The sequence below is a fragment of the Xenophilus sp. Marseille-Q4582 genome, from assembly GCF_916700565.1.
Classification (GTDB): domain Bacteria; phylum Pseudomonadota; class Gammaproteobacteria; order Burkholderiales; family Burkholderiaceae_C; genus Xenophilus.
On the sequence record NZ_CAKAKO010000007.1, the window covers coordinates 155,972 to 168,264 of the forward strand.

The 12,293-nt window shown below is 70.7% G+C and carries 13 protein-coding genes; 10 read left to right on the plus strand and 3 right to left on the minus strand.

Annotated features, from left to right (window positions below; genetic code table 11):
- The first annotated feature begins 4 nt into the window (after positions 1-4).
- The 7 genes from LG388_RS25195 (at position 5) to LG388_RS25225 (ending at position 5,817) form a co-directional block, all read left to right on the plus strand.
- Positions 5-634 (plus strand): glutathione S-transferase family protein, encoded by a 630-nt coding sequence (locus LG388_RS25195; RefSeq protein ID WP_225785307.1) that lies wholly within the window; start codon positions 5-7, stop codon positions 632-634.
- A 92-nt stretch (positions 635-726) separates the two neighbouring features.
- Complete coding sequence (locus LG388_RS25200) at positions 727-1,683, plus strand: PhzF family phenazine biosynthesis protein (RefSeq protein ID WP_225785308.1); 957 nt, start codon at positions 727-729, stop codon at positions 1,681-1,683.
- Positions 1,684-1,721: 38 nt separating this feature from the next.
- A complete protein-coding gene (locus LG388_RS25205; protein ID WP_225785309.1) occupies positions 1,722-2,417 on the plus strand; it encodes a VOC family protein in 696 nt (231 codons plus the stop codon).
- A gap of 2 nt (positions 2,418-2,419) precedes the next feature.
- On the plus strand, positions 2,420-3,052 hold the full coding sequence (locus LG388_RS25210; RefSeq protein WP_225785310.1) for a LysE family translocator: 633 nt from the start codon (positions 2,420-2,422) through the stop codon (positions 3,050-3,052).
- Between the two features lie 34 nt (positions 3,053-3,086).
- Positions 3,087-4,061 carry a threonine dehydratase gene (locus tag LG388_RS25215; RefSeq protein WP_225785311.1) on the plus strand — a complete coding sequence of 325 codons (975 nt, stop codon included), beginning with the start codon at positions 3,087-3,089 and terminating at the stop codon, positions 4,059-4,061.
- 98 nt (positions 4,062-4,159) lie between these two features.
- A protein-coding gene (locus LG388_RS25220) for an IS5-like element ISStma16 family transposase (RefSeq protein WP_086009121.1) occupies positions 4,160-4,952 on the plus strand; the annotation gives its coding sequence in 2 pieces (ribosomal slippage) (positions 4,160-4,419 and positions 4,418-4,952; 795 coding nt in all).
- 190 nt (positions 4,953-5,142) lie between these two features.
- Positions 5,143-5,817, plus strand: coding sequence for a histidine phosphatase family protein (locus tag LG388_RS25225; protein WP_225785312.1), 675 nt, complete (start codon positions 5,143-5,145; stop codon positions 5,815-5,817).
- Positions 5,818-6,024: 207 nt separating this feature from the next.
- Here LG388_RS25225 and cutA read toward each other — a convergent pair whose 3' ends face one another.
- Genes cutA through LG388_RS25240 form a run of 3 tightly spaced genes read right to left on the minus strand, consistent with a single transcriptional unit; the run spans position 6,025 to position 7,664 of the window.
- Positions 6,025-6,351, minus strand: a complete 327-nt coding sequence (gene cutA / locus LG388_RS25230) for a divalent-cation tolerance protein CutA (protein WP_225785313.1) — start codon at positions 6,349-6,351, stop codon at positions 6,025-6,027.
- Positions 6,352-6,392: 41 nt separating this feature from the next.
- Positions 6,393-6,716 (minus strand): hypothetical protein, encoded by a 324-nt coding sequence (locus LG388_RS25235; RefSeq protein ID WP_225785314.1) that lies wholly within the window; start codon positions 6,714-6,716, stop codon positions 6,393-6,395.
- Positions 6,717-6,737: 21 nt separating this feature from the next.
- Positions 6,738-7,664, minus strand: a complete 927-nt coding sequence (locus tag LG388_RS25240) for a LysR family transcriptional regulator (RefSeq protein WP_225785315.1) — start codon at positions 7,662-7,664, stop codon at positions 6,738-6,740.
- Positions 7,665-7,840: 176 nt separating this feature from the next.
- Here LG388_RS25240 and LG388_RS25245 point away from each other — a divergent pair, with 176 nt between their 5' ends.
- From LG388_RS25245 to LG388_RS25255, 3 genes are all read left to right on the plus strand, one after another.
- The gene (locus LG388_RS25245; RefSeq protein ID WP_225785327.1) at positions 7,841-9,193 is read left to right on the plus strand and encodes a DUF3100 domain-containing protein; all 1,353 of its coding nucleotides are present in this window, start codon (positions 7,841-7,843) and stop codon (positions 9,191-9,193) included.
- Positions 9,194-9,225: 32 nt separating this feature from the next.
- Positions 9,226-10,392, plus strand: coding sequence for a M20 aminoacylase family protein (locus LG388_RS25250; RefSeq protein ID WP_225785316.1), 1,167 nt, complete (start codon positions 9,226-9,228; stop codon positions 10,390-10,392).
- Positions 10,393-10,676: 284 nt separating this feature from the next.
- A complete protein-coding gene (locus tag LG388_RS25255) occupies positions 10,677-12,059 on the plus strand; it encodes an L-serine ammonia-lyase (protein WP_225785317.1) in 1,383 nt (460 codons plus the stop codon).
- The last annotated feature ends 234 nt before the right edge of the window (positions 12,060-12,293 follow it).

The following is a 12,293-nucleotide window of genomic DNA, read 5'->3' on the forward strand; positions in this document are numbered from 1 at the left end:
CAACATGCTCAACATCTGGGGCCGCATCAGCTCGATCAACGTGCGCAAGGTGGTGTGGTGCGCGCAGGAACTCGGCCTGGACTTCCAGCGCACCGAGGCCGGCGGCGCCTATGGCGTGGTGCAGACGCCCGAGTACCTGGCGCTGAATCCCAACGCAATGGTGCCCACGCTCAACGACGACGGCTTCGTGCTGTGGGAGTCGAACGTCATCGTGCGCTACCTGTGCGCCAAGCACTGGACTCAGCGGCTCTACCCCGAGGACCTGCACGAACGCTTCGACGCCGAGCGCTGGATGGACTGGCAGCAGACCACGCTGAACCCGGTCAGCGGCGGCGCCTTCAAGCAATGGGTGCGCACGCCGGCGGAGCAGCGCGACCCGGCGGTCATCGCCCGCTCCGTGGCCGGCACCGAGCCGCTGTTCGCGCTGCTCGACGCGCACCTGGCCACGCGCAGCCACCTGGTGGGCGAGCGCTTCACGATGGCGGAGATTCCGATCGGCTGCGAGGTGCACCGCTGGTTCGGGCTGCCGGCCAGCGAATACCAGCGGCCGCACTGGCCCCACCTGGAGCGCTGGTTCGCGGCGCTGCTGGCGCGCCCCGGCGCGCGTGGCGTGCTGGACCTGGCGCTCGAATAGACGTCCGCCCGCACCCTTTTCCTGAGCTCGCGGCCCGCTCGCCTGGCGCCGCGCCCGCCCCTTTTTTCATGCCCCTTCCTGTGCTTTCCGCCATGACGCGCCCCCGCCCCTTCCAGCAAGTCGATGTGTTCACCGCCACGGCCGGGTTCGGCAACCCGCTGGCCGTGGTGCTCGACGGTGAAGGCCTGGACGACGAGGCCCTGCAGCGCTTCGCGCGCTGGACGAACCTGTCCGAAACCACCTTCCTGCTGCCGCCCAGCGCGGCCGGCGCCGCGCAGGGCGCGGACTACCGCGTGCGCATCTTCACGCCGGGCGGCGAGTTGCCCTTTGCCGGCCACCCCACGCTGGGCAGCGCCCATGCCTGGCTGCAGGCCGGCGGCCGGCCGCGCCAGCCGGGCCGGCTGGTGCAGGAATGCGGCGTGGGGCTGGTCATGCTCAAGCAAAGCCCGGCGGGCGATCGCGAGCGCCTGGCTTTCGCCGCCCCCGCCCTGCGCCGCAGCGCCCCCAGCCCGACGCAGCTGGCGAAGGTGGCGCAGGCGCTGGGCCTGAAGGCCGCACAGATCGAGGCCGCGCAGCTGCTGGACAACGGCCCCGTGTGGCTGGGCCTGCTGCTGGCCGATGCCGACACCGTGCTGTCGGTGCGGCCCGACCATGCCGCGCTGAAGGCGCTGGGCGTGAAGGTGGGCGTGGCCGGGCTGCCCGCGCAGGAGCCGGCGCCGCTGCTCATCGGGCGCTCCAACCGCGAGGCGCGCGCCTTCGGCCAGGCCGCGCGGCAAGCGGCGGCCGCCGCGGCCCCCGCGTCCATCGACCTGGAGGTGCGGGCCTTCGCCGCCCCCATCGGCGTGGAGGAAGACCCGGTGACCGGCAGCCTCAACGCCAGCCTCGCGCAGTGGCTGATCGCGGACGGCCGCCTGCCGGCGCGCTACGTGGCCGGCCAGGGGCAATGCCTCGGCCGCGACGGGCGCGTGCATGTCGAACGCGACGCCGACGGCCAGGTCTGGGTGGGCGGCGACGTGGCGACCTGCATCGCGGGCACGGCGACACTGTAGATTGCGCCCCTTCCACGCCCGCCTTCGCCCATCCCGCCATGACCTGCATCCTCGATCACCTGGTCGTCGCCGCGCCCACGCTGGAGGCCGGCGCACGCTGGTGCGAAGCCACGCTGGGCCTGACGCCCGATGCGGGCGGCGCACATCCGCAGATGGGCACGCACAACCGGCTGCTCAACATTTCCTCGCCAGCCTTCGGCCGCGCTTACCTGGAGATCATCGCCATCGACGCGGGCGCGACGCCGCCCCTGGCGCCGGGCCAGCGCCGCTGGTTCGACCTGGACGATGCGGCGCTGCAGGCCGCGCTGGCGCGCGAAGGCGCGGCCCTGATCCATGTCGTCGCGCGCACGCAGGACCTGGCCGCGCAGCTTCAGGCGCTGGCGGCGCTGCCGCAGCCCATCGATCGCGGCCGCGCCGTGGCGATGTACCGCGACACGCCGCAGGGCCGGGTGCACTGGCAGATCAGCCTGCGCGAGGACGGCCGGCGCCTGTTCCACGGCGCACTGCCCACCCTGATCCAGCGCGACACGCCCGAGCACCCCACCGACCGCCTGCCCGCGCGCGGCCTGCACCTGCGCGCCGTGCGTGCGGCGCACCCCGACGCGCCGGCGCTCGGTGCCGCGCTGCACGCGCTGGGGCTGGACGCCATCGCGGTGCAGCCCGGCCCCGCCGACCTGGTGGCCGAGCTGGACACGCCGCGCGGCCCCGTCGTCCTCCATTCCCTGGGACATTGAGCATGCTGCCTGTTTCCGAGTTGCTGTTCTTCGCGCTCGCCGCGCTGGTGCTGGTGCTCACGCCCGGCCCCAACATGATCTATTGCGTCTCGCGCGCGCTGTGCCAGGGCCGCGCGGCCGGGCTCATCTCGCTGGCCGGCGTGATGCTGGGCTTCGTGGTGCACCTGCTGGCCGCGGCACTGGGCCTGACGGCCCTGCTGCTGGCCGTGCCCTTCGCCTTCGACGCCATCCGCCTGGCCGGCGCGGCCTACCTGCTGTGGCTGGCCTGGCAGGCCGTCAAGCCGGGCGTCACGGCGCCCTTCCAGGCGCGCGAGCTGCCGCAGGACCGGCCCGGCAAGCTCTTCGCCATGGGCTTCGTCACCAACGTGCTGAACCCCAAGGTGGCCATGTTCTACCTGTCCTTCTTCCCGCAGTTCCTGCACCCGGAGAAGGGCTCGGTGCTGCTGCAGAGCCTGCAGCTGGGCGCGATCCAGATCGGCGTGAGCGGCGCGGTGAATGCCGCGCTGATCTTCTGCGCCGGCGGCCTCACCGCCTTCCTGTCGCGCAGCGAAGGCTGGCTGCGCGCGCAGCGCTGGATCATGGGCAGCGTGCTGGCCCTGCTGGCGCTGCGCATCGCGGTGCCCGACCGAAAATAGCGGGCTTTCCTTTTCCCGACCCTCGATCGCCCGCATGCAGTTCACCCGCGAAGAGATCGCCGATGCGCAACGCACCGTCTATGCCGCGCTGCCCCCCACCCCGCAATACGCCTGGCCGCAGCTGTCGCAGGCGCTGGGCGGCGACCTGTGGCTCAAGCACGAGAACCACACGCCGGTCGGCGCCTTCAAGATCCGCGGCGGCCTGACCTATTTCGACACGCTGGCACGCCAGCGGCCCGACGTGCGCCACGTGATCAGCGCCACGCGCGGCAACCACGGCCAGTCGGTGGGCTTCGCCGCGCGCCGGCACGGCCTGGCCGCCACCATCGTGGTGCCGCATGGCAATTCGGCCGAAAAGAACGCCGCCATGCGCGCGCTGGGCGTGAACCTGGTCGAGCAGGGCGACGACTTCCAGGCCGCCAGCGAACACGCCACCGTGCTGGCCGAGGCGCACCAGGCGCACCGCATCCCCTCCTTCCACCGCGAACTGGTGCGCGGCGTGGCCACGGCCTATGTCGAGTTCTTCGAGGCGCTCCAGGACGCGCCGCCCGAGGTGCTGTACGTGCCCATCGGCCTGGGCTCGGGCTTCGCCGCCGCGGCCGCGGCGCGCGCGCACGTGGGTGTGAAAACGCGGCTGATCGGCGTGGTCTCGGCCCACGCCACGGCCTATCTCGACTCCTTCCAGGCCGGCCACCCGGTCGAATCGCCGGTGTCCACCGTGCTGGCCGACGGCATGGCCTGCCGCACGCCCGTGCCCGAGGCCGTGGCCCTGATCGAGCGCGAAGCCGAGGACGTGGTGGCCGTGAGCGACGATGAAGTGGCCGCCGCCATGCGCCTGCTGTACGGCGCCACGCACAACGTGGCCGAAGGCGCCGGCGCCGCCGGCTTGGCCGCCGCGCTGCAGCTGAGCGGCCGCTGGCGCGGCCGCCGCGTGGGCGTGGTGCTGACCGGCGGCAACGTCGACGCCCCGCTGTTCGCGCGCGTGCTGCAGTCGCAGATCATCGATTGAGCGGAGGAGAGACCGCGCGCCGCCGCCGTGGCGCGGAGAACCTCGGTTTCTGAGAACGTGTTCAAAGTCTCACCCTCTTGATGTGAGAAGCTCGGTGGGTGAGAAAAGGCTACCCCAGCGACATCAAGCGCGAGCAGTTCGAGGTGATCCGGCCATTGCTGGAGAGTGCGCGCAGAAAGACTGCCCCACGCAAAGTGGAGCTGTACGAGGTGTTTTGCGCCGTGCTTTACCTGCTGCGCACGGGCTGTCAGTGGCGGGCACTGCCCAGTGACTTTCCCAAGTGGCGCACCGTGCACTCGTACTTTGCCATCTGGAGCGAGCCACGCGAGGGTGGCAGCCTGCTGGAGCAGGCATTAAAAAAATCAGGTTGGCGCGGCCCGCGAGAAACTGGGGCGCAACGCCTGCAGCACGCTCTTGATCGTGGACGCGCAGAGCGTGAAGAACACGGACACGGCGGGCTTGAAGGGCTATGACGCAGGCAAGAAGGTCTCGGGCATCAAGCGCCACATCGCGGTGGACACCCAGGGATTGCCGCATGCGATAGCGGTGACCACGGCCGAGGTGACGGACCGCAAAGGCGCACTGCAGGCGCTACAGCGCTGCAAGCCCCGGTTGAGCCGGCTACAAAGCCTGCTGTGCGATGCAGGCTACATCGGTCGGCCGTTCGCGCAAGGCGTGCAGCAGATTCTGGGAGGGCATGTGACGGTGCAGATCGCCAAGAGAAGCGAGCTTCACACTTTCAAGGTGATGCCCAAGCGCTGGGTCGTGGAACGCAGCTTTGCCTGGCTGGACAAGAACAGGAGGCTGTGGAAGAACTGCGAGCGATGGCTCAACACCAGCCTGCAGTTCGTCCACTTGGCATTCTTGGTGCTCTTGCTCAAGAGACTTTGAACACGCTCTGACGGCGGGGCCGGCGCGGGCGCCCTCCAGAACACGCATCAGGCGGCGGTACCTCTGCCCTCGCCGCGGGCCAGGTGCCCACAGCGGCAGAACCGCAACGCCGTCGCCTGCGCGACGGCTCACGCCTTCCGCCGTCACCGCCGGGACAAAGCCGCTCCCGGCGCTCGGCAGAATCAGCGCCATGGGAACCCTCTACCTCGTGCGCCACGGCCAGGCCTCCTTCGGTGCAGACGACTACGACAAGCTCAGCGAGCTCGGCCATCGCCAGGCGGTGCGCCTGGGCGAATACTGGCGCGAGCGCGGCATGCGCTTCGACGCGGTGATCACCGGCACGCTGCGCCGCCATCGCGAGACCTGGGAGGGCATCGCGCAGGGCCTGGGCCTGTCGGACCAGGACGTGCTGCCCTGGCCCGGGCTCAACGAATACGACAGCGAGGCCATCGTCGCCAGCATCCATCCGCAGAAGCTGGACAAGCCCGACACGCCCGAGCTGTACCGCCAGCATTTCCGCCTGCTGCGCGAAGGGCTTGCGGCCTGGATGCAGGGCCGCACGGCGCCCGTGGGCATGCCCAGCTACGTCGACTTCCTGGCCGGCGTGACCACGGCGCTGGACCATGTGCGCGACCGCCACCATGGCGTGAAGGTGCTGGTGGTGAGCAGCGGCGGGCCCATCTCCACGGCCGTCGGCCATGTGCTGGGCACCCGCCCCGAAACCACCATCGAGCTGAACCTGCGCATCCGCAACAGCTCGGTGACCGAATTCGTGTTCACGCCCAAGCGGCACATGCTGCTGACCTACAACACGCTGCCGCACCTGGATGGCCCGGCGTACGAGGACTGGGTCACGTATTCCTGATTCGCCCCCCAGGCCGCTTCGCGGCGCCCCCTCTGCTGCGCGAGGGGCTGAGCCCGTACACGGAAGGTCCAGTGGACCTTTGGTGACTGGCGAAGAGCGAGGCCACCGGCCTTGCGCGGTCTGCAAGACCGCACCCGACGGTCCGGCAAGGCCGGCCCGTGGGTGCCCTGAGGACCATCACGGCACTTTCACGCCTGGCCAGGCGCTTCAGTCCGCCGTGCCCTGCGCCACCCAGCGCAGATAGTCCGCCGAACCGGCAGTGATCGGCAGTTGCACGATCTCGGGCACCTCGTAGCTGTGGCGCTCGCGGATGAAGGCTTCCAGCGCAACGTAGCGGCCGGTGCGGGTCTTCATGCTGAGCTGCCATTCGGGCTCCGTGCGCGTTTCGCCCTGCCACTGGTAGATGCTGCGCACGCGCTGGATCTGCACGCAGGCGGCCAGGCGCGCCTCGACGATGGCGGTGGCCAGCTGGTCGGCCTCGTCTTCGGTGCCGGCGGTGGTCAGGACGAGGCAGGCGGTGTCGGGCTGGCTCATGGAAGTCGCTCCTGGAGGGGGGTTCGAAGGGTTCTGCGGCTTCAACCTTGCCACACGCCGTAGCCGCAGGCACGCAGGTGAATGCCCAATTCGACTTCCATCGCCTGCGCGTCCTTGTAGGGCATGGGGTTGTAGCGTTCGTAGAGCGCGGGCAGCAGGCGCAGCCCGTACAGCTGCACGAAGCGGTTGGCCTGGATGCCCGCCTTGTGTTTGTCGAAGCGCAGGTCCGGGTCCAGCCCCGTCATGCCCACATAGACGAAAGGCATGCCCAGCCGCCAGCCCGGGTTCGCGCGGCGAAAGCGCGCGCTGTTCCAGACACGGTCGTCGAGTTCGACCACGTAGACGTGGTGATGCGGGCGTGCCATGGTTCGGGCCCCGGATCCTGCTCAGGTGCCTGCCGCGTGCGGCAGGTGGTCGAAGTCCAGGATCACCTGCCGCAGCAGCGCCCCGGCGGCCGGCGGCAGCAGCCGGCCGTGGCGCGACACCACATGCACGCGCCCCTGCGAGAGCAGGGGGTTCGTCATCGGCCGCGCCACCACGCGCGGACCGTCGGGCGCGAGCGCCAGGCCCGCGCGCGTGCACAGCGCGTAGCCCAGGCCCGCGACCACGAAATGCGCCACGGCATCGAAGGAAGAGGTGGTCAGCGAGATCTGCAGCCGCACGCCTTCGCTGACCTCGGCCGCCTCGATGTGCTGGCGCACGCCGAAGCTGCGGTGCAGTGCCGCGCCCGGGTAAGGCACCAGGTCGGCCATGCGCAGCGGGCGGCCCAGCGCGGCCAGCGGGTGGCTGTCGAGCATCAGCGCCTCGATGGGCTGCAGGCTGGTGCGGTGCGAGCGCAGGCGCTCGTCCTGCGGCGGCTGGAACAGCAGGCCGATGTGCGCGCGCTCGTCCACCACGCGCTGGGCGATCTCTTCGCTGCTGCCCACGTCCAGGTCCACCGTGATGCCCGGATGCGCGGCCATGAAGCGGCGCAGGCTGTGGCGCATCAGCCAGTCGACAAAACCTTCGCCGGCGACGATGTCCACATGCCCGCGTTCGAGCTTGTGGATGCCTTCCAGCTGCGCCAGCAGTTGCTGTTTCTGGCTGTGCTGGCGGCGCAGGTAGGCGGCCAGCAACTGGCCGGCGTCGGTCGGCGCCACGCCGCGGCCGCGCCGCTCCAGCAGGCGGGCGCCGCACTCCTCCTCCAGCAGCGCCACGGCACGGCTGACGGCCGAGGCGTCCATGCCCAGCACCTCGGCGGCGCCGCGCACCGAGCCGCTGTCGATCACCTGCATGAAGTAGCGCGCGCGGCGCGTGTCGAGCTTGTCGTCCATGGCCTCCTCCGGCCCGCCTGGTCGGCCCGCTGCGCATGCCGGCGCGGCGGTGGCAGCTGCGGGCCAAGCGTTGCATTCGATGCAACGAAAAACCCGATTCTGCGTCATTGATGCACAAAGAAGCATGCCGGAGACTGCCCATCCGCTTTTCCTGCTTCTTCGCCGAGACCTCCAAGATGCCCAGCGCCAGCCTGTCCGCCCCGCCCCACGTGCCGCCCACGCCCGCCACCCAGGCCTTTGGCGGCAAGCTGCGGCTGGCGGCCGTGGTCATCGCCGTCGTGGCGCTGGCCGAATGGATCGGCGCCGCGCAGTTCGCGCTCGGCCCGGGCAAGGTGGTGCTGCTGCCCATGCTGTGGGCGCTGCTGATCGCCGCCGCCCTGGGCATCGCGCAGCGCCGGCTGCCGGCCGCGCTGCGCATCGGCACGTCGCTGCAGGCCTATGCCGGCGGCCTGCTCAATGCGGCGCTGCTGCTGTTCGTGGTCAAGCTGGGGCTGACGGTCGGCGCCTTCCTGCCGCAGGTCAGGCAAGCGGGCTGGGCGCTCTTCTTCCAGGAATTCGGCCATGCCTTCGGCACCTTGGCCCTGGGGCTGCCGCTGGCGCTGCTGCTGGGCATCAAGCGCGAGGCGGTGGGCGCCACCTTCTCGGTGGGGCGCGAAGGCAACCTGGTCATCATCGGCCAGAAGTACGGCATGGATTCGCCCGAGGGCCGCGGGGTGCTGGCCGAGTACATCACCGGCACCGTGCTGGGCGCGCTGTTCATCACGCTGCTGGCCGGATTCGTCGCCAGTCTGAACCTCTTCGACCCGCGCTCGCTGGCCATGGGCGCCGGCGTGGGCTCGGGCAGCCTGATGGCCGCGGCGCTGGGCGCCATCACGGCGCAGCAGCCGGCCGAGCGGGTGCCGCAGCTGACGGCCATCGCGGCGGCGGCCAACCTGATCACCATGGTGCTGGGCTTCTACTTCACGCTCTTCCTGTCGCTGCCGGCCTGCGCCTGGCTGTACGAACGGCTGGAGCCGGTGCTGGGCCGTTTTTCCAAGCCGCGCGGCGGCCAGGAGACGCGCGATGCCACGGCCGGCATGGGCCACGTCGACCTGCGGGGCCTGCCGCTGCGCGACACGCTGCTGTCCTGGCTGCTGATGGCGGTCGCCGTGACGATTGGCAACCGCATGGCCTACCAGGTGCCGGTGCTCGATTCGCTGATCGGTCTGGCGCTGGTGATCGCCATCGTGGCGGTGGTGGATGCGCTCAAGCGCGCCGTGCCGCGCCTGCCGCTGGTGCTGGCCCTGTCGGTGGTGGCCACGGTGGTCGGCATTCCGGGCCTGCTGCCCTTCTCGGATGCGGTGGTGGCGCTCACGAACAAGCTCAACTTCATGGCCTTCACCACGCCGGTGCTGGCGCTGGCCGGCTTCTCGGTGGCCAAGGACCTGCCCATCTTCCGCCAGCTGGGCTGGCGCATCGTGGTGGTATCGCTCACCGCCACGGCCGGCACCTTCCTGGGCGCCACGCTGGTGGCCGAGTTCTTCCACTGATCCCCACGACCCCTTCGACAGGAACCCGCACGATGTACCGCGACCCCGAGATTTCCGACGACATCCGCCAGCAGATGGTGGCCTGGCGCCGCGACATCCACGCCCATCCCGAAACCGCCTTCGAGGAGCACCGCACCGCCAACGTGGTGGCGCAGGCGCTACAGCTGATGGGCCTGCCCGTGCACCGCGGCCTGGCCGTGACCGGCGTGGTGGCCACGCTGAAGAACGGCGACGGCCCGAGCATCGCACTGCGCGCCGACCTCGACGCGCTGAACATGCAGGAGCTGGGCGCGCAGGCCCATGCCTCCAAGTGCGTTGGCAAGATGCACGCCTGCGGCCATGACGGCCACACCGCCATGCTGCTGGGCGCGGCGGCGCACCTGGCGCGGCACAAGCCCTTCAAGGGCACCGTGCATTTCGTCTTCCAGCCCGGCGAGGAGAACGAGGGCGGCGGCCGCGTGATGGTGGAGGAAGGCCTGTTCGACCAGTTCCCGGCCGACGCGGTGTACGGCATGCACAACTTCCCGCAGCTGCCGCGCGGCCACTTCGCCATTCGCACCGGCACCATGACGGCCTTCCTCGACACCTTCGAGATCACCGTCACCGGCAAGGGCAGCCATGGCGCCATGCCCGAGACCGGCATCGACTCGATCGTGGTCGCTTCGCAGCTGGTCAACGCGCTGCAGACCATCGTGAGCCGCCGCACCGGCGCCACCGAGTCGGCCGTGGTCAGCGTCACGCAGATCCACGGCGGCGACACCTGGAACGTGATCCCCGAGACCACCGTGCTGCGCGGCACCGTGCGCACGCTGGACGCCGCGGTGCAGGCGCGCACGAAGGCCGCGATGCAGCAGATCTGCGAGGGCGTCGCGCAGACGCATGGTGCCACCGTGGCGCTGGACTACCGCCACGGCTACCCCGGCGTGGTGAACACCGCCGCCGAGACCGCCGCCGCCGTGTCCGCCGCGGCCAGCCTGGTGGGCGAGGCGCAGGTGCACACGGACATTGCGCCGGCCATGGGCTCGGAAGACTTCGCCTTCATGCTGCAGAAGCGCCCCGGCGCCTACATCGGCATCGGCGCCGGCGAGGGCGCCAACGCCCCGCCGGTGCACAACCCGTACTACGACTTCAACGACAACATCCTGCCGCTGGGCGCGGCCTACTGGGTGGCGCTGGTCAGGCAACAACTGCCGGTATGAAATGAGCACCCCCCAGGCCGCTTCGCGGCTCCCCCCTCTCTCGCCTTCGGCGGGAGGGGGGCGCACCCAGAGGCCTGGCAGAGCCAGTTCCTCGGGTGCCCTGGGGACTTCGCTGCGCTTGTCGTTCTGGATGACGCTGCCGCTTCATGTGGAGAGGGTCGTGCGCAGCGCTCCACACAACTGACATGCAAGGGCCACGCCCCGCGCGGGCCACGCGTGTTCCCGCATGGCGGGTATCGCCGCCTTTCGTCATGATTCCCTGATCAGGTCCTCGGAGCCTCCGGATGCTTTCCGTCTTCGACATCTTCAAGATCGGCATCGGCCCGTCCAGCTCGCACACCGTCGGGCCCATGCGCGCGGCGCTGATGTTCGTGCGCACGCTCGATGCGCAGGCGCTGCTGCCGCGCGTGGCGCGCGTGCAGGCCGAGCTGTTCGGCTCGCTGGGCGCCACGGGGCGCGGCCACGCGACCGACCAGGGCGTGCTGCTGGGACTGATGGGCGAAGCGCCCGACACCGTGCGGCCGGAAAGCGTGGCACCGCGCCTGGCCGCCGTGCGCCGCGAACGCCGGCTGGCGCTGCTGGGCACGCACGCCATCGACTTCGACGCCGCGCGCGACATCGCCTTTCTGGGCGAACGCTCCCTGCCCGAACACCCCAACGCCATGCGCCTGGCCGCCTTCGACGCGGCCGGCGCTCTGCTGCACGAGGCGCACTACTTCTCCGTCGGCGGCGGCTTCGTGGTCGAGGGCGGCGCGCAGGCCCCCACCGGCACGGCGCATGCGGTCACGCTGCCCCATCCGTTCTCCACCGGCGATGCACTGATCGCGCAGGCGCGTGCGGCGCAATGCTCGATCGCACAGCTGGTGCTGGCCAACGAATGCGCCTGGCGGCCCGAGGCCGAGGTGCGCGCCGGACTGCTGCGCATCTGGCAGGTGATGCAGGACTGCGTGCAGCGCGGCTTCGGCGTGGGCAACTGCGAGGCGGGCCTGCCGCTGCCCGGCGCGCTGCACCTGCGCCGGCGCGCGCCCGAGCTGTACCGCAGCCTGTCGCAGGCCGGCGCCGCCAGCGACCCGCTGGCCGCGATGGACTGGGTCAATGCCTTCGCGATGGCCGTGAACGAGGAGAACGCGGCCGGCGGGCGCGTGGTCACGGCCCCCACCAACGGCGCGGCGGGCGTGGTGCCGGCCGTGCTGCATTACTACGTGAAGTTCGTGCCCGGCGCCAGCGAAGCCGGGGTGGTCGACTTCCTGCTCACGGCCGCGGCCATCGGCATGCTCTACAAGACCAACGCCTCGATCTCGGGCGCCGAGGTCGGCTGCCAGGGCGAGGTGGGCGTGGCCTGTTCGATGGCGGCCGGCGCGCTGGCCGCCGCGCAGGGCGGCACGCCGCAGCAGGTGGAGAACGCGGCCGAGATCGGCATGGAGCACAACCTGGGCCTGACCTGCGATCCGGTGGGCGGGCTGGTTCAGATCCCCTGCGTGGAGCGCAACGCGATGGGCGCCGTCAAGGCCATCAACGCCGCGCGCATGGCGCTGCGCGGCGACGGCAGCCACTACGTGTCGCTGGACACGGTGATCCGCACCATGAAGCAGACCGGCGAGGACATGAAGTCCACCTACAAGGAGACCTCGCTGGGCGGCCTCGCGGTGAACGTCGTGGAGTGCTGAAAGGCGCGGCGGCGCGACCGCGCGCCGGCGGCCGCTGCGGCTTGTATCTTTAAACCAGACCAGCGCGGTAGAGTCTGACCGCCGTTGAGGCGGCCAGACCGGCCCGTGCAGTTTGGTAGCGGCTGGGGGGATCGAGCCCGTTTCTGAGTACAGAACGCACGGCCGCCGCGCTGGTCTCCGTCAAGCCCGAACGGTTACGCGCGCCTTCGATGAGTGCGCATGCACAAGCAAGGG